This window comes from Microbacterium sp. SORGH_AS_0428 (genome assembly GCF_031453615.1).
In the GTDB taxonomy this organism is placed as follows: domain Bacteria; phylum Actinomycetota; class Actinomycetes; order Actinomycetales; family Microbacteriaceae; genus Microbacterium.
The window spans coordinates 738,542-754,826 of record NZ_JAVIZT010000001.1; the positions used below are offsets into that span (position 1 = coordinate 738,542).

General features: G+C 71.9%; 12 protein-coding genes. 1 reads left to right on the forward strand and 11 read right to left on the reverse strand.

Going from position 1 to position 16,285, the window contains the following annotated elements:
* Positions 1-63: 63 nt before the first annotated feature.
* The 9 genes from QE374_RS03650 to argC form a co-directional block, all read right to left on the reverse strand.
* Positions 64-1,728 carry a protein kinase domain-containing protein gene (locus QE374_RS03650; protein WP_309732274.1) on the reverse strand — a complete coding sequence of 555 codons (1,665 nt, stop codon included), beginning with the start codon at positions 1,726-1,728 and terminating at the stop codon, positions 64-66.
* A gap of 11 nt (positions 1,729-1,739) precedes the next feature.
* Positions 1,740-2,216: a hypothetical protein gene (locus QE374_RS03655; protein WP_309732275.1), complete on the reverse strand. Its 477-nt coding sequence runs from the start codon at positions 2,214-2,216 to the stop codon at positions 1,740-1,742.
* Positions 2,217-2,336: 120 nt separating this feature from the next.
* Entirely contained in the window at positions 2,337-3,767 is a 1,431-nt protein-coding gene (gene argH, locus QE374_RS03660; RefSeq protein WP_309732277.1) for an argininosuccinate lyase, read from the reverse strand.
* A gap of 9 nt (positions 3,768-3,776) precedes the next feature.
* Entirely contained in the window at positions 3,777-4,865 is a 1,089-nt protein-coding gene (locus QE374_RS03665) for a heparan-alpha-glucosaminide N-acetyltransferase domain-containing protein (protein ID WP_309732279.1), read from the reverse strand.
* 15 nt (positions 4,866-4,880) lie between these two features.
* Positions 4,881-5,804, reverse strand: coding sequence for an ornithine carbamoyltransferase (argF, locus tag QE374_RS03670; protein ID WP_309732280.1), 924 nt, complete (start codon positions 5,802-5,804; stop codon positions 4,881-4,883).
* Positions 5,801-7,042 carry an acetylornithine transaminase gene (locus QE374_RS03675; protein ID WP_309732282.1) on the reverse strand — a complete coding sequence of 414 codons (1,242 nt, stop codon included), beginning with the start codon at positions 7,040-7,042 and terminating at the stop codon, positions 5,801-5,803. The genes argF and QE374_RS03675 overlap by 4 nt, the downstream gene beginning before the upstream one ends.
* Complete coding sequence (argB, locus tag QE374_RS03680) at positions 7,042-7,944, reverse strand: acetylglutamate kinase (RefSeq protein ID WP_234073195.1); 903 nt, start codon at positions 7,942-7,944, stop codon at positions 7,042-7,044. The genes QE374_RS03675 and argB overlap by 1 nt, the downstream gene beginning before the upstream one ends.
* Positions 7,941-9,098 (reverse strand): bifunctional glutamate N-acetyltransferase/amino-acid acetyltransferase ArgJ, encoded by a 1,158-nt coding sequence (argJ, locus tag QE374_RS03685; RefSeq protein ID WP_309732283.1) that lies wholly within the window; start codon positions 9,096-9,098, stop codon positions 7,941-7,943. Before argJ ends, argB begins: the two co-directional genes overlap by 4 nt.
* Complete coding sequence (gene argC / locus QE374_RS03690; protein ID WP_309732285.1) at positions 9,095-10,141, reverse strand: N-acetyl-gamma-glutamyl-phosphate reductase; 1,047 nt, start codon at positions 10,139-10,141, stop codon at positions 9,095-9,097. Before argC ends, argJ begins: the two co-directional genes overlap by 4 nt.
* Before the next feature lie 237 nt (positions 10,142-10,378).
* On the opposite strand from argC, the gene QE374_RS03695 reads away from it, so the two are divergent.
* Positions 10,379-11,509 carry an AAA family ATPase gene (locus tag QE374_RS03695; protein ID WP_309732287.1) on the forward strand — a complete coding sequence of 377 codons (1,131 nt, stop codon included), beginning with the start codon at positions 10,379-10,381 and terminating at the stop codon, positions 11,507-11,509.
* Between the two features lies 1 nt (position 11,510).
* Here QE374_RS03695 and QE374_RS03700 read toward each other — a convergent pair whose 3' ends face one another.
* Together QE374_RS03700 and QE374_RS03705 are read right to left on the reverse strand one after the other, a co-directional pair.
* Complete coding sequence (locus tag QE374_RS03700) at positions 11,511-13,358, reverse strand: hypothetical protein (protein WP_309732288.1); 1,848 nt, start codon at positions 13,356-13,358, stop codon at positions 11,511-11,513.
* Complete coding sequence (locus QE374_RS03705; RefSeq protein WP_309732289.1) at positions 13,355-16,231, reverse strand: MMPL family transporter; 2,877 nt, start codon at positions 16,229-16,231, stop codon at positions 13,355-13,357. The genes QE374_RS03700 and QE374_RS03705 overlap by 4 nt, the downstream gene beginning before the upstream one ends.
* Between the last annotated feature and the right edge of the window lie 54 nt (positions 16,232-16,285).

Below are 16,285 nucleotides of genomic sequence, written 5' to 3' on the forward strand. Positions count from 1 at the left end.
GAACGACGGCTGCAGTGGGAGTGTCCGAGACGTGTCGAGCTGATGCTGCGCGCGTGCCGCCGGTCACCCGGCGCCGGGCGCCGTCGGCTCGCTCGTCGCCGTCCCGGTCGGAGCAGGTGTCACAGCGGGGCTCGGCGTCGGCGTGACGGGCGCCGCGGACGGGATCGTCATCGTGACGACCGATCCGACGAGCGCGATCTGGTTCGGCGCCGGCGAGGTGGCGGTCACGAACGACGCGGATGCCGCATCCTCCTGCCCGGTCGCAACGGCGAATCCCGCACCGACCAGCGCCGCCGTCGCCTCCGCGGACGAGAGGCCCCTCACGTCCGGCACGGTGTTGACACCGCTGGCGATCCGCAGCGCGACGGCGGCGCCGCGTGTGCGGGACTCGCCCGCCGGCGGATCCGAGCCCAGGACGGTTTCGGCGGGCATGGGCCCGTTCTCGGTCGTGATCGTTCCGGTCGCGAGGCCCGCCGCATCCAGCGCCGTCCGCGCGTCCGCCAGCGTCCGGCCGACGAGCGGGGGCACCTCGTGCCAGACCGCCTCCACGCTGGGCGACGATGACGGCGTGGGCGACACCGGCGGCGCGCCGACGGGCACGGTGGTGGACGTTCTGGTCGGCACCGCCGAGGGCGCGGATCCCGCTGCGGCCGACAGCGCCACCACTCCGACGATGGCGGCGACACCCACGCCCGCGGCGACCCACCCCGGCCAGGGCGACGCACGAGCGCGAAGCTCCGCGGCGGGCGGTGGCGCATCGGGCTGCGCCACCGCATCCGTCGCACGGGAGACGGGCGGGGCGGGCCGATACGGACGCGTCACCGCCGTGCCCGCGGGTTCGGCGACGGGACGGGCTCGCGCCGCAGCGGGCCCGAGCGCCGCCGCCAGGGCCGTCCTCATCGCCTCGGCACCCGCGAACCGGTCCTCGGGATCCTTGAGCATCGCGGTGGTGATCACCCGGTCCCAGGCACGCGGGATGCCGCGACGCCGGGCGGAGGGCACCGGCGGCGGTGCTGCCACATGAGCGCGCGTGATCGCCGAGACGTCGCCGAAGAACGGGTCGCTGCCCGTGAGGGCCACGAAGAGCGTGGCGCCCGCCTGATAGATGTCACTCGCCACCTCCACGGGGCGCCCGAGCAGTTGCTCGGGAGCGGCGTAGGCGACGGTGGCGACGACGCCGTCGCCCATGCCGGAGCCGCTGAGGAGGGCATCTGTACCGCGTGTCGTGCGACCCGCGACGTCCGCGAGGCCGAAGTCGAGCAGACGCACGCTCGCCGCGAGGGTCCCGCCGTCTGCGATCGCCTCCGGGTCGAACATCACGTTCTGGGGCGAGACGTCGCGGTGCACGACGCCGACGGCGTGCAGCGCGTCCAGCGCCTGCAGCAGCCTGTCCGCGAGCACGGCGACGGCCGCCGATGGCAGCGCGGAGCCCGCACGCACGTAGTCCGCCAGCGTGACGCCCGCGACCAGCTCCAGCGCGATCCACACCACGGGAGGATCCAACTCCGCGACGCCGGAGTCGTAGATCTCGACGAGCGCGGGGTGGCTCGCCGATTGCGCTGCGCGCACCTCTTCGAAGAACGCCTCGCGCATGGGCGGGTCGGCGGCCAGATGCGGATGCAGCAGCTTGAGTGCCACATCCTGGTCCCGTCTCGTGTCGAACGCGCGATAGACCGCCGCTGTGCCGCCACTGCCCAGCAGTTCACGCAGCCGGAAGCGTTCTGCCACCAGTCGTCCTGTCACGGCACGTACTCGCCCGCCGCGCTCCGCGCGACCGTGCCCTTCTCCGTCGCCTGCATCGCCTGCAGCAGCCGCACCGCGAGAGCGCCCGCGTTTCGCGCGACGGAGCGGTTCTCGTACCGTCGCGCGCCGATCATCACGATCTCGTCCTCCAACACCGCGAACCATCCCGTCGTGCGCAGTCCGGTCTCCGGCGACGCCGAGACGACCAGTTGGTCGGCGGCACGGACGATGCGGCGGATGTCCTCACGGATCACCGCCTCGGATGCCGCGAAACGCGTCCCGCGACCCAGCTCACGGTGGTTCTCGGTCAGCAGCCGCCAGCCGCTGACCGCCTCGCCGACGCCGTCTTCGAACCGCGCGACACGGTAGCGGTCGCCGTGCATGGCCACGGCGTCGTCCACCGAGCGCATCCAGTCGGCGGCGGACCGGTGGGACCGCGCGGGGAATCGTGCGTACAGGAAGTGCGCGGGCATCGTCGTCTCCTACGGGCTCTGCTAGCGAGAGCGCGTGGGAAGCGTGACGTGACGAGGTCGACGTCTGGCATCCGCCGGATGAACGGCGAACGACGAGCGGGCGGTGGAGGGGTTACGCGCTCAGAGGCCGAGCTCGCGCGCGAGCGCCTGCGTGCGGGAGACGAGCTCGCCGCGCTGCTCGGCGACGCGACGCGGCGATGTTCCGCCGACGCCGTCGCGGCTGGCCAGCGACCCCGGCACCGTCAGAACCTCGCGCACGCCGGGTTCCAGGCGAGGTGAGACGGCGGCCAGCATCGCGTCGTCCGCCTCGTGCAGTTCGATGCCGCGCTGCTCGCACGCCTGCACGAGCGCACCCGAGATCTCGTGCGCCTCACGGAACGGGACGCCGCGCTTGACGAGCCACTCGGCCACGTCCGTGGCGAGCGAGAACCCCTGCGGCGCGAGCTCCGCCATCCGCTCCGTGTCGAAGCGCGCCGTCGCCACCATGCCGGCGAAGGCGGGCAGCACGAGCTCGAGGGTGGCGACGGAGTCGAAGACCGGCTCCTTGTCCTCCTGCAGGTCGCGGTTGTACGCCAGCGGCAGCGCCTTGAGAGTCGCGAGCAGGCCCGAGAGGTTGCCGATGAGTCGGCCGGACTTGCCGCGCGCGAGCTCGGCGATGTCGGGGTTCTTCTTCTGCGGCATGATGCTCGACCCCGTCGAGAAACCGTCGTCGAGTCTCACGAAGCCGAACTCGCGGGTGTTCCAGACGATGATCTCCTCGGCGAAGCGGGAGAGGTCGACGCCGATCATCGCGGCGATGAAGGCGAACTCCGCCACCACGTCGCGCGAACTCGTGCCGTCGATCGAGTTCTCCGCCGGCCGGTCGAGCCCGAGGTGCTCGGCGACCAGCTGCGGATCGAGTCCCAGCGTCGAGCCGGCGAGCGCTCCGCCGCCGTACGGGGACACCCGGGCGCGGACGCCCCAGTCGCGGAGGCGCTCGAGGTCGCGGACGAGCGGCCAGGCGTGCGCCTGCAGGTGGTGAGCGAGCAGCACGGGCTGAGCGTGCTGCAGGTGGGTGCGCCCGGGCATGGCCGCGTCCGCATGCGCCTCGGCCTGGGAGACGATCGCATCGATGAGCCTGACGACGTCGCGGGCGATGACGGCGGCATGATCGAGCAGGTAGAGGCGCACGAGCGTGGCGATCTGGTCGTTGCGACTGCGCCCGGCACGCAGCTTGCCGCCGAGCTCGGGCCCGACCTCGGCGATCAGTGCCTGCTCGAGTGCACCGTGCACGTCCTCGTCACCGTCCGCGGGCACCAGACGGCCGTCGGCGACGGCGGCCGCCAGGGCGTCCAGACCCGCGTGCATGCGTCGCGCTTCATCGGCATCGAGGTATCCGGCGGCCTGGAGGGCGGCGGCGTGCGCGTGCGAGCCGGCGAGGTCGTAGGGCGCGAGGATCCAGTCGAAATGCGTGGATCGGCTCAGCGCGGCGAGCTCGGGCGAGGGGCCGGAAGCGAAGCGGCCTCCCCACAGGGAACCGCGGTGGGTGGCGTCGTGGGGCGCGTCGTTCACCGGACCAGCCTACCGAGCACGCTCGGCGGCCGTGCGCACGCTGCGGCGCGCGACCCAGGCGAACAGCCGTTCGAGCGGGCCACGACCTATCGTCAGCGCCCAAACCGTGCATCCGGTGACGACCGCGATCGTCACCGGCCAGAACGGCGCGAGCTCGCGGAACTCCCAGAGCGCCCCGGTCTCGCCGAGTGCGAACAGAGCCCACACGGCCCAGATGAGCAATTGCGCCGTGTACGCCGTCAACGGCATCGACCCGGTCGCGCGCAGCGGCAGCAGCACCCACGTCACGGGGGTGCGTGCGATGAGCAGACATCCGCCCAGGACCGCGACGGCGGTGGCCGCGCCGCCGACGACCTCGGGCAGGCCGCCCGAGTGCGGGTACGTGCTCAACGCGACGCCCCAGTAGTCGGACGCGACGGTCACGGGTGCGGCGAGGCCGCCCGCGCCATAGGCGAACAGCGCGGTCCCGATTCCCATCACGACGAGGATCGCCGCGATGCGCACATCACGTAGGTCCATGCGCCCGAGCGCGAGACCGAGCACGAGGAACCCGATCCACAGCGGGAACGGATACGCCCAGCCGACGACCAGCGCGACGCTCTCCCCCGCCGCCGTGTCCCAGAACGGAAGCAGCCCGAGCGCAGCCTGGACGAACGGCATCACCGCCAGAAGCACCGCCGCCACCACGAACAGGGCGCCGGCGCCGAGTCGCAGCAGCGGCAGGGCCAGCAGGAACAGGACGGCGTAGGCCGGCAGGATCACGTAGACCGGCACGCCCGTGAGGATGAGCAGGATGCCGAGCACCCAGATGAGTCCGGCGCGCACCAGCAGCCGGCCGCGCGCCACACGCAGCCGCTCTCCGGACACGGGGGACGTCCCCCCCGTCGTCAGGGCGATCGACACTCCCGCGAGGACGGCGAACAGGATCGATGATCGACCGTTCACGATGTCCGCCCACGTCTGCGGTCGGGTCAGGTCGAAGGGCTCCTCGATCGTCAGCAGATGGGCGGCGAGCATCCCGATGACCGCGAGGCCGCGCGCGAGATCGATCCCGCCGAGTCGGTCAGGTCCGGTCAGTCGCGCCAGCGCCCGCCTCATTCCCGCGGGGTCCGATCAGCCCTGGCGCAGTAGCCAGACGAGCAGCGCCTTCTGAGCGTGCAACCGGTTCTCCGCCTCGTCCCACACCACGCTCTGCGGCCCGTCGATCACCGCGGCATCCACCTCGTAACCGCGATCGGCCGGGAGGCAGTGGATGAAGATCGCGCCGGGATCGGCGAGTGCCATCGTCTCCTCGGTCACCTTGTAGGCGCCGAGGTCGCGAAGCCGGGCGAGCTTCTCCTCCTCCTTGCCCATCGACACCCACGTGTCGGTGACCACGATGTCGGCACCGGCCGCGGCTTCCAGCGGATCCGTGAGCAGGGTGAGCGAGCCCCCGGTCTCGGCGGCGCGGCGGTCGGCGTCGGCCACGACGTCCTCGCGAGGCGCGTAGGACTCGGGAGACGCGACGCGCACATGCATCCCGGCGGTGACACCCGCCAGCGCGTACGAGTGCGCCATGTTCGAGCGGCCGTCGCCGAAGAACGCGAGGGTCAGCCCCTTGAGCTCGCCCTTGTGCTCGCGGATCGTCAGCAGATCGGCGAGCAGCTGGCAGGGGTGGAAGTCGTCGCTCAGCGCGTTCACGACGGGCACGCGGGTGCCGCGGGCCATCTCTTCGAGCCCCGCCTGCGCGTAGGTGCGCCAGACGATCGCCGCCACCTGGCGCTCGAGGACCCGCGCCGTGTCGGAGGGGGTCTCCTTGCCGCCGAGCTGGCTGTTGGCGGTCGAGATGATCAGCGGGGAACCGCCGAGGTCGGCGATGCCGACGGCGAACGAGACGCGCGTACGCGTGGAGGACTTGTCGAAGATCACCGCGACGGTCTGCGGACCGGCGAGCGGCTTGGCCGCCCAGCGATCTGCCTTCAACTCCAGTGCCAGGTCGAGGATCTCCGCCTGCTCGGCGCTGGTCAGGTCGTCGTCGCGCAGCAGGTGACGGGTCATGCGTGGGCCTCCGTGTCGGGCGATGCGCTCTTGAGCAGCAGCGCGTCGGCCACCGTGGCCAACGCGGCGGAGAAGAGCCGGGTGAACTCGTCGATCTCGACATCGCCGATCGTGAGCGGCGGTGCGATGCGGATCGTCTGATCATTGGGTGCGTTGACGACGAGCCCGTGCTGCTGCGCCGCGGCGACGACCGCCGGCGCGACGGGATGCGTGAGCGCCACGCCCAGGAGCAGTCCCTGCCCGCGCACGCCCTCGATGAGCTCGGACTCGATCCCCGCGATCGCCTCCCGCAGCTGTGCGCCGCGCACGGCCGCCGCCTCGACCAGACCCGCACGCTCGATCTCCTCGAGCACGGCACCGGCCACGGCGGTGCCGAGGGCGTTCCCGCCGAAGGTCGAGCCATGGGTTCCGGGGTAGAAGAGGTCGCCGGCCGCGCCGAAGGTGATCAGCGCGCCGATCGGGAATCCGCCGCCGATGCCCTTGGCGACCGTGATCGCGTCGGGGGTGATGCCGGCGTGCTGGAATCCGAACCACGCACCGGTGCGACCCGCACCGGTCTGGATCTCGTCGACGATGAGCAGCGCTCCGTGGCGCGCGGTGATCTCCCGCGCCGCCTCGAGGTAGCCCGCTGGCAGCGGCAGGACGCCCGCCTCGCCCTTGATGGGCTCGACGAACAGGGCGGCCACGCGCTCGTCCATCGCCGCCTCCAGCGCCTCGATGGTCGAGTCGAGGAATTCGACGCCGGGAACCATCGGCAGGAAGGGCTCCTGCATGGCCGGCTTGCCGGTGAGTGCCAGGGTGCCCATGGTGCGGCCGTGGAAGGCGCCGTTGAGCGCCAGGATGCGGGGGCGCTCGGTACCACCGTGGAGGCGGGCGAGCTTGAAGGCCGCCTCGTTGGCCTCGGCGCCGGAGTTGCCGAAGTACACCCGTCCCGTCTCGCCCGCACCCGACAAGCGCTTCAACCGCGCTGCGAGCGCGAGCTGCGGCGGCGTCGCGAAGTAGTTCGACACGTGCGCCAGACGCGCCGCCTGCGCGGCCACAGCGTCGACGAACACCGGGTGGGCATGGCCGAGGGCGTCGACCGCGATGCCGGCGAGGAAGTCGAGGTAGCGTCGGCCTTCGTCGTCCCAGAGATAGGCGCCCTCACCGCGCACGAACAGCGCCATACGGTCGCCGACGTTGCGGACGAGGTCGCGTCCGGCGTCGTCCTGCCACGGGGTCACAGTCTGTTCGGCCATCACGCCACCACCTCTGTTCCGATGCCTTTCTGAGTGAAGAGTTCGACGAGCACCGAATGCGGCACCCGCCCGTCGATGATCGCCGCGGTGGGCACGCCCCCCGTGACCGCGTCGAGGCAGGCCTGCATCTTCGGGATCATCCCCGACTCCAAGCGCGGGAGCATCTCCTCCAGCTCCGCGGAGGTCAGATGCGAGACCAGGGAATCCCGGTTCGGCCAGTCCGCGTAGAGGCCGGGCACGTCGGTCAGCACGACGAGCTTGACCGCACCCAGCGCGACGGCGAGAGCCGCCGCAGCCGCATCCGCGTTCACGTTGAGGGAGTGTCCGGTGTGGTCGAGATCGGGCGCGATGGAGGACACGACGGGGATGCGTCCGGCCTCGAGCTGGTCGATGATCGGCTGCGGGTCGACCGAGACGACATCGCCCACCCGGCCCAGATCGTGCTCGACGCCGTCGACGACGACGCCGCGGCGGCGGCCGCCGAACAGCCCCGCATCCTCACCCGAGAGCCCCGTCGCGACCGGACCATGGGCGTTGATCTTGGCGACCAGCTGCGGGTTGATCTGACCGGTGAGCACCATGCGCACGACCGTGATCGCCTCGGTGGAGGTGACGCGGTAGCCGCCCTTGAACTCGCTCGGGATGGCGAGCCGATCCAGCATGTTGGAGATCTGGGGTCCGCCGCCGTGCACGACGACGGGCTTCACGCCGACGTAGCGGAGATAGGCGATGTCGGCGGCGAAGGCGTCCTGCAACTCGTCGGAGACCATCGCGTTGCCGCCGTACTTCACGACCACGATCTGCTCGCGGTAGCGCTTGAGCCACGGCAGCGACTCGATGAGCGTCTCCGCCTTGGCGCTCGCGGCGGCGGGGTCGGTGTCTTGCAGATCGATACCTGTCATGAGGAGTACGCGCTGTTCTCGTGGACGTAGTCGTGCGTGAGGTCGTTGGTGCGGATCGTCGCCTCGACGTCGCCGACCTTGAGGTCCACGACGAGGTCGGTCGCGCGCGGAGTCAGATCGACCTTTTCGCGCGGGGCGTCGGGGCCGCCGGCGGAGCAGACCCGCACGCCGTTCATCCAGACATCGACGTCATAGGGATCGAAGGCGGCCTCGGTCGTGCCGATCGCGGCCAGCACCCTCCCCCAGTTCGGATCGTTGCCGAAGATCGCCGCCTTGAACAGGTTGTTGCGGGCGATGGAGCGGCCCACCTCGACGGCGTCGTCCTCGGATGCGGCGTGTACGACGCGGATGGTGATGTCGTGACTCGCCCCCTCGGCGTCGCCCTGCAGCTGCCGCGCCAGGTCGTCGCACAGCGCGACCAGCCCCGCGCGGAAGGCCGCAGCATCCGGCTCGATCCCGCTCGCGCCGCTGACGAGCAGACTCACCTGATCGTTCGTCGACATGCACCCGTCGGAGTCGAGGCGGTCGAAGCTCACGTGGGTCGCGGCGCGCAGGTGCGCATCGGCGTCGGATGCGGTCAGCACCGCATCCGTCGTGATGACCACGAGCATGGTGGCCAGGCCCGGTGCGAGCATGCCCGCGCCCTTCGCGATGCCGCCGATCGTCCAGCCGTCGCCGGCGTACACGCTCGTCTTCGCGACGGAGTCGGTGGTCATGATCGCGTGTGCCGCGTCCAGACCGCCGTCGGCGGACAGCGCGGCGACACCGGCCTCGACGCCCTCCAGCACCTTCGCACGGAACGTCTCGTCCCCGGTTCCGATCAGACCGGTCGAGCACACCAGGACGTCGCCGGGTGCGACACCGAGCAGCTCCGCCGCCTTCTCGGCGGTCTGGTGCGTCGTCTGGAACCCGAAGGCTCCCGTGAAGCAGTTCGCGCCGCCGGAGTTGAGCACGATGGCCTCGACGACGCCGTCGGCGATCACCTGCTCCGACCACAGGATGGGGTTGGCCTTGGCCCTGTTGGAGGTGAAGACTGCGGCGCCGATCTTGAGAGGTCCGCGGTTGACGACGACGGCCACATCCGACTTGCCGGTCGACTTCAGCCCGACGGCGACACCGGCCGCCTCGAATCCTGCGGGGGCGGTGACGGTCACGGGGCGACTCCGTTCACGGTGAGCGCGCGGTGTTCGGGAAGGCCGAGCGCGATGTTCATGGACTGCACGGCGGCACCCGCCGTGCCCTTGACGAGATTGTCGACGGCCGCGACGACGACGACACGGTTCGCCGCGCGGTCGATGGCGAGTCCGAGCAGCGCGGTGTTGGCTCCCAGAACGTCCGCCGTGCGGGGGAACGCCCCCTCCGGCAGCAGCTGCACGAACGTCTCGTGCGCGTACGCCGCCTCCCACGCATCCCGGATCTCGGCGTCGGTGACGCCGGGCGCGATCGGCGCGGTGGAGGTGGCGAGGATGCCGCGCGACATCGGGACGATGACGGGGGTGAAGGAGATGCGCACATCACCGCGGGCGCCGGCTGCGGCGAGCGCCTGCTGGATCTCCGGGATGTGACGATGGGTGCCGCCGACGGCGTACGGGTTCGCCGTGCCGAGGATCTCGCTCGCCAGCAGGTGCGGTTTGAGGCTCTTGCCCGCCCCGGAGGGGCCGACGGCGAGGACGCTGACGATGTCGCCCGGATCGATGACGCCGGCAGCGACGCCCGGGGCGAGGCTCAGGGAGACCGTCGAGGCGTTGCAGCCGGGAGCGGCGATGCGCGAGGCTCCGACGAGCCGCTCACGCTGCTTGGCGCCGCCGACGAGCAGCTCCGGCACGCCGTAGGTCCACGCTTCGTGGAACTCGCCGCCGTAGAAGGCGGCCCAGGCATCGGCGGAGGTGAGCCGGTGATCTGCCCCGGCGTCGATGACCAGCGGGACGTCGGCGAGGGCATCGGTGTACTGACCCGACTGCCCGTGCGGCAGCGCGAGCACGACGATGTCGTGACCGGCGAGCACCTCCGGCGTCGTCGGCTGGAGCTCGAGGTGCGCGAGCGAGCGCAGGTGCGGCTGCTGCGAGATCAGCGGCGTTCCGGCATTCGAATGCGCGGTGACCGTGCGGATCTCGACGTCGGGGTGCGCGGAGAGGATGCGGAGGATCTCGCCTCCTGCATAGCCGGACGCGCCGGATACGGCGACCGAATAGGGCATGGGTTCCACCTTAGAGTCTGGGAGCTGTGCGCTCGCGCGCACCGGCGGCATCGGCGACGCCCGCGCACCCGGACCGGTGCGGCACGCATCGCCTAGATTCGGCGGTCTCCCAGACGTCGGCGCACGACCACGCGCTGTGCGCTGTGGAACCGGGCCGAGGACATGCGCCGACGATAGCCGTGCGCACACCGCATCCGCAACTCGGCGCACGTCGGACGCTCCCGTCAGACTGGAGCGATGCTGCGCACCATCGCCGTCTCCGGGTACCGCTCGCTCCGCGACGTCGTCGTGCCGCTGGGTGGGCTTACGGTCGTCACGGGCGCGAACGGCACCGGAAAGTCGAACCTCTACCGCGCCCTGCGCCTTCTGGCGGGAGCCGCCACCGGCGGCATGATCGAGGCGGTCGCACGCGAGGGGGGACTGTCGTCGCTGCTGTGGGCCGGTCCCGAGGGCGGCGGCGATCAGGGCACCCTGCGGCGCGATCCCGTGGCCGTGCGGTTGGGCTTCGCGTCCGACGAGCTGGGCTACCTGGTGGATCTGGGTCTTCCCCAGACCGACGGTCGAAGCCTCTTCTCTCGTGACCCGGAGATCAAGCGCGAGCAGGTGTTCGCCGGCGCGGTCGCGAAGGCCTCGTCCCTGCTCATCGCTCGCCGGCGCAGCGCCACACGCGTGCGCGAGGATGCGTGGATCACGCTGGATCAGTCACTCGCCCCGTTCGAGAGCATCCTCGTCGACCTCGCCGACGGCGACACCGGCCCCGAGCTGCTGTCACTGCGACGGACGCTCGCGAGCTGGCGTTTCTACGACCACTTCCGTGTGGACGCCGAAGCCCCCGCGCGGTCTCCCCAGGTGGGCACCCGGGCGCGCGCCCTCTCGCACGGCGGCGAGGACATCGCGGCGCTCTGGGCGAGCGTGCGCGAAGCGGGCGCGGGCGACGCCCTCGACGGGGAGGTCGAACGTGCCTTCCCCGGAATGCGGGTGCAGATCGACGCCGAGGACGGGCGGCTCCGGATGCGGCTTCGTCAGCCCGGCCTGCTGCGCGCGCTCGACGTCGCGGAGGTCAGCGACGGCATCCTCCGCTATCTCCTGCTGTGCGCCGCCCTGCTTCCCGCAGCCCCCGGCCCTCTCATCGTCCTGAACGAGCCGGAGGCGAGTCTGCATGAGAGCCTGCTGGCGCCTCTCGCGCAGCTCATCGTCTCCGCGTCGCAGCGCACGCAGGTCATCGTGGTCACCCACGCGGCCGGGCTCGCTCGCCGACTCGAGGATGCCGGAGCCCTCGCGCACCGGTTGGGGCGTACTTCCGACGGCACCTTCGTCGAAGGACAGGGATTCTTCGACGCCCCCGCCTGGAACTGGGGCAGTCGCTAGCTCAGGCGCGCACGAGCACGGATGCGGCCAGCGCACGCGCGCGTGCGCGGCGGATGGCCAGTACTGTGGCCAGCGCACCGACGGCGCCCCACAGCACCAACCCGATCGCGGCGTTCAGCACCGCATGCAGCGAGCCGCCGACGAGTGCTTGTGCCCCCTGCAGGGCGAGGCTCAGCGGGAGGCCGGCCAGCGGCCCCGTCGCGGCGGGCGTGGTTCCGGGCGCGGCGAGGGTGCCCGCGGCGATCACCTGCAGTCCGAGCAGCACGAGCGACACGACGAGTCCGGCGCGCGGGAAGAAGGCGACCAGCCCCTGGTGCACGAGAGCGAACGCGATGGCGGTGACCGCGGTCAGCCCCGCCGCCACCAGCGCGCGCTCGGGCGCCACCCCCGACAGCGCGACGGCACCCCAGACGAGAACGGCCTGCGCGAGCGCGACGGCCACGATGACCACCGCCGCGGAGCGCGCGAGCCGCACGGCGGATGCGGCGGAGGTCAGCGCTGAACGGGCGAAGGGCAGCAGCGCGAGCATCACGCCGATGGCTCCGATCCACAGCGCCACCGGCCCGAAGACGGCCATCGCCGAGGCGACGCCGCTGCGGGGTCCGGTCGTCGATGTGCTGTCGACGCCGATCGGTCTCGCAACCACCTGGGCGATCTGCTTCTGCTGGTCGGCGTCGTAGCGCGGAATCGCCGCCTGCGCCGAGTCCAGCCCGGCCGCGAGCTGCGCGCTCCCCTGCCCCAAGGTCCCGAGCGCCTCGGCGAGCTGGCCGTTTCCCTGCGCGAGTCCGTCCGCCCCGGATGCGGCGGCTCCGAGGGCGTCCGACAGCCGGCCGAGGCCGTCAGCCACGGGTCCGCTGACCGCCGAGATCGCGCCGGCACCGACGGCGACCGCCGCAGCGGTCTCCGCATCCCTGCCGAGTGCGTCGGCCTGGCCCACCAGCAGCGCCGAGACGCCGTCGGCGGCATCCTTCGTGGGAGCGAGCAGTGCCTCGAACTCCTGCTGCTGAGCCGGCGTCAACTGCGCGGAGAAAGCGGCCAGCGCAGCGAGGCGGGTCTGCACATCCTGCTGTGCGCCCTCGGCCACGCCCGCATCGAGCGCGCGCTCCGCGAGACGCAGCGAGAGCTCTCCCGACGCGACGGCGCCCGCTGTCGTGAGCGCGCCGAGGCCTCGCGCGCCCTCAGGCAGTTCCGAGAGGACACCGTCCATGCTCCGCAGCCCGTCGGCCAGTTGGCCCGTGTACGTCTGCAGAGCGCCGGCACCGCTCTGCGCCTGAGACAGCCCACCGGTGATGGCGGAGGCGCCCTGGGCCATCTGATCCATGCCGGAACCGATCTGCGACATGGCCGACAGCGTTCCGGTGACGTACTGCTGGGTGAGCTGGGCTGCGACACCGGCAGGCAGACTCGCCGACAGCGCCTCGGCGACGATGCCGCCGAGGTAGCCGTGCTGAGTGCTCGTCTGCACCGTCAGCTCGGCCGCCTGCGGCGCGCCGGAGCCGATCGTCGACACGTGGGCCGAGAAGTCGGACGGGATCGTGACGGTGGCGAGCACGTCGCCGTTCGCGAGCGACTCGCTCGCGGTCTGCGCATCCGTGAGCACCCACTTCACGGAGGGGACAGAGGTGATGAGGTTCTCGGTCAGGAGCTTGCCCGCAGCCACCGGCGTGGGTCCGGTGAGGATGGGCGAATCCTGGTTGACCAGCGCCACGGGCGGACGCTCATCGGTCGAGGGCACCAGGGTCAGAACGATCGCGAGCGGCGCGAGCACCACCAGGACGAGCACGGCGGCGAGCTGCCAGCGCCGCTGGCCGCGGGCGGGGGCCGCGATCAGGCTCCACAACGTCGTCATCGCCGTCCTCCTTCAGCGGTGGCCCGCGCGAGCGCGTCGACACGCACGACCGGCCTCTGCGGCGACGCATCCAGAACGGCTCCGCTGGAGCCGAGGACGATCGTGGTTCCTGGCCCGATCGCCCTGACCACGATCTGCGCCAGATCCTGCGCACCGGCTCGGTCGCCGAGGTCGATCGCCACGAGTCCCAAGCCGCTGGTCGCAGCGACGGCCACGTCGGCGGCCCAGCGTTCGGCGTCGCTCAGCTGTCCCATCGGTGTCCTCTCACTCACGTCGTGCGCCGACGTCCCCGACACGACCGCCAGCAGTGCGTCGAAGGTCGCTGCGGCACGCATCACCGCCTCGTGCGCCCGGAGGACACCGACGCCCTCAGCGCGAAGGCTTCTACGCAGGTGCTCCGCCAACGAGCTCGCGTCCGCCCGCTCGGGGGCGGCGGGCACGTACGCGGCGTGCGCGGCCGCCGCCGCCCGTTCGAACGGCAGCAGATACCCGTGGACGACGAGATCGCCCTCGACATCCGCCGTACGCCCGGCGACGGCGGCCACGAAGCGTGCGGCGACCGCGGTGGGACCTTCCACCAGCACGACCGCTCCGCGCGGCGCGACGAGATCGGAGACGCCCTCGCCGCCGATGCGCACCCCGTGGGCGAGCACCCCCGCACCGGCGCTCCCGCCGTCCTCACGCCCCGCGAGCCAGGTGCGCTGCGCCCGCATCCGCTCGACGGCCTCGCCCTCGATGTCGGCGTCGGGCAGCAGCCGGCCGAGCCACGCCGGCAGCCACCATGCCCGGTGGCCGAGCAGCGCCATGATCGCCGGGATGAGGGTCATCCGCACGACGAAGGCGTCGATCAGCACACCGGCGGCGAGCGCGGTCGCCAGCGGCTGGATGATCGCGTTGCCTCCCGGCACGAACGAGAAGAACACCGAGAACATGATCAGCGCCGCGGCCGTCACGACCCGGGCCGAGGCGCTGAAACCGCCGAGGACGGCGCCGTGCGCGTCTCCCGTCGCGGCGTAGTGCTCCCGCATCCGTGAGACGAGGAACACGTGGTAGTCCATCGCCAGGCCGAAGAGCACGGCCATCACGAGGATGGGCAGGAAGCTGATGACCGGACCGACCTTGCCCACCCCCAGCAGATCCGCTGCCCAGCCCCATTCGAACACCGCGGAGGTCACCCCGAGGGCCGCGGCGACCGACAGCAGGTAGCCCACCGTGGCCGACAGCGGCACCGCGATCGAGCGGAACATGATCGTCAGCAGCACGAGGCACAGCCCGACCACGACGATGCCGAAGGGCAGCAGCGCTTCGCCCAGCCGATCGGAGATGTCGATCGCCAACGCCGTCTGCCCCGTGACGGCGTATCCGAAGCCGTGCGCGGCGGCGAAGGCGGGTTCGTCGTCGCGGAGCGTGCGCACGAGGTCCGTGGTCGCGTCGGAGGAGGGCGAGCTGGCCGGTGTGATGCTGAGCACGGCGAGGTCGACGGCCTCGTTCGTGAAGGCCTTCGAGACGGCCACGACGTCGGGGACGTCCGAGAAGGCGTCATCGAGTGCGTCGAGCGCGTCCTGCACTTCCAGGGTCCCGGAGATGTCGGCGGTGATCAGCAGCGGGCCGTTGAACCCGGGGCCGAAGCCCTCGTCGAGCAGGTCGTACGCGATCCGCGCCGGCGACGACGGCGGGTCGTAACCCGCATCCGGCAGGGTCAGTCGCAGGCTCAGCGCGGGAGTCGCGACCACCATCAGAGCGATCACGACCACCCCGATCGTGGCCACCGGCGTCCGGGTCGCGAGCCGCACCCAGCCCGCCGGTCGTGAGGAGCGCGTCCTCGAGCGGTGCCGCACCCGCGGACGCACCGCCCGGCCCAGAACCGCGAGCACCGCCGGGAGGAGCGTGACGGCGACCGCCAGCGCGGCGAGCACCGCACCCGCCGCCCCCAGGCCCATGACGGTGAGGAAGGGGATCCCCGCGACGGCGAGACCGAGCAGCGCGATCATGACCGTGAGCCCCGCGAACACGACGGCGGTTCCGGCGGTCGCGATCGCGACGGCGATCGACTCGCGCGCATCCATCCCCTCGGCCAGCTGCGCCCTGTGGCGCGAGACGATCAGCAACGCGTAGTCGATGCCGACGGCCAGTCCGAGCATGGTCGCCAGCAGCGGCGCCGTGGACGAGACCGGGGCGAAGGCCGCGACGATGAGGATCGAGCTGGACGCGACGGTGACGCCGATGACGGCCGTCACCAGCGGTACGCCCGCGGCCACGACGGCGCCGAAGGTGATCGCCAGCACGACGAACGCGATCGCCATGCCGGCGATCTCCGTCCAGTCCACACCGCCCTGCGCGCTCGCCACCAGCCCCGAATACGCCAGTGTCGCGCCGCCGGATGCGGCCGGCTGCGCGGCCTCCTCGATCGCCGCGACGAGGCTGTCGTCGATGTCGGTGGCGGCGACGCTCAGCTGCACGGTGATGAAGGCCATCTCGCCGGTGCGCGAGATCTGCGCGGGTTCGCCGGAGGATGCGGGGGTGGCACCGGATGCGGACATCGCGACCGGACACGTGACGCCCGCCACGTCCTCGACCGTCGCGAGGTGCTCGCACGCCGTCGCGATCGCGTCCGACTGGGCCGTGACCGGGGTCCCGCTGGGCGCGACGATCACGACGCGCGCGCTCGCGCCGCTCAGCTGCGGCAGGCGCTGCTGAAGCTGATCGAGAGCCTGCTGCGACGGCGTACCGGGGATCTCGAACGTCGATGCGAGCGTGCCGCCGAGCGCCTGCGACAGCGCCCCGCCGCCGAGCGCGAGCACGAGCCAGGCCGCGATGACGGCCCAGCGCCAGCGCACGGCGAAGCGGCCCACGCGGAAAAGAAACGATGACATCCCCAGACGCCCTTCCCCAGGCACGCGCATCATCGCGCGCACGTGCTCAGGGTA

Coding starts and splice junctions, on each gene's coding strand:
- QE374_RS03665 (WP_309732279.1), bottom strand. CDS start 4,865: ATGAGGCGGGCGCTGGCGCGACTGACCGGACCTGACCGACTCGGCGGG.
- QE374_RS03655 (WP_309732275.1), bottom strand. CDS start 2,216: ATGCCCGCGCACTTCCTGTACGCACGATTCCCCGCGCGGTCCCACCGG.
- argB (WP_234073195.1), bottom strand. CDS start 7,944: ATGACAGGTATCGATCTGCAAGACACCGACCCCGCCGCCGCGAGCGCC.
- QE374_RS03700 (WP_309732288.1), bottom strand. CDS start 13,358: ATGACGACGTTGTGGAGCCTGATCGCGGCCCCCGCCCGCGGCCAGCGG.
- QE374_RS03705 (WP_309732289.1), bottom strand. CDS start 16,231: ATGTCATCGTTTCTTTTCCGCGTGGGCCGCTTCGCCGTGCGCTGGCGC.
- argF (WP_309732280.1), bottom strand. CDS start 5,804: ATGACCCGTCACCTGCTGCGCGACGACGACCTGACCAGCGCCGAGCAG.
- QE374_RS03695 (WP_309732287.1), top strand. CDS start 10,379: ATGCTGCGCACCATCGCCGTCTCCGGGTACCGCTCGCTCCGCGACGTC.
- QE374_RS03675 (WP_309732282.1), bottom strand. CDS start 7,042: ATGGCCGAACAGACTGTGACCCCGTGGCAGGACGACGCCGGACGCGAC.
- argC (WP_309732285.1), bottom strand. CDS start 10,141: ATGCCCTATTCGGTCGCCGTATCCGGCGCGTCCGGCTATGCAGGAGGC.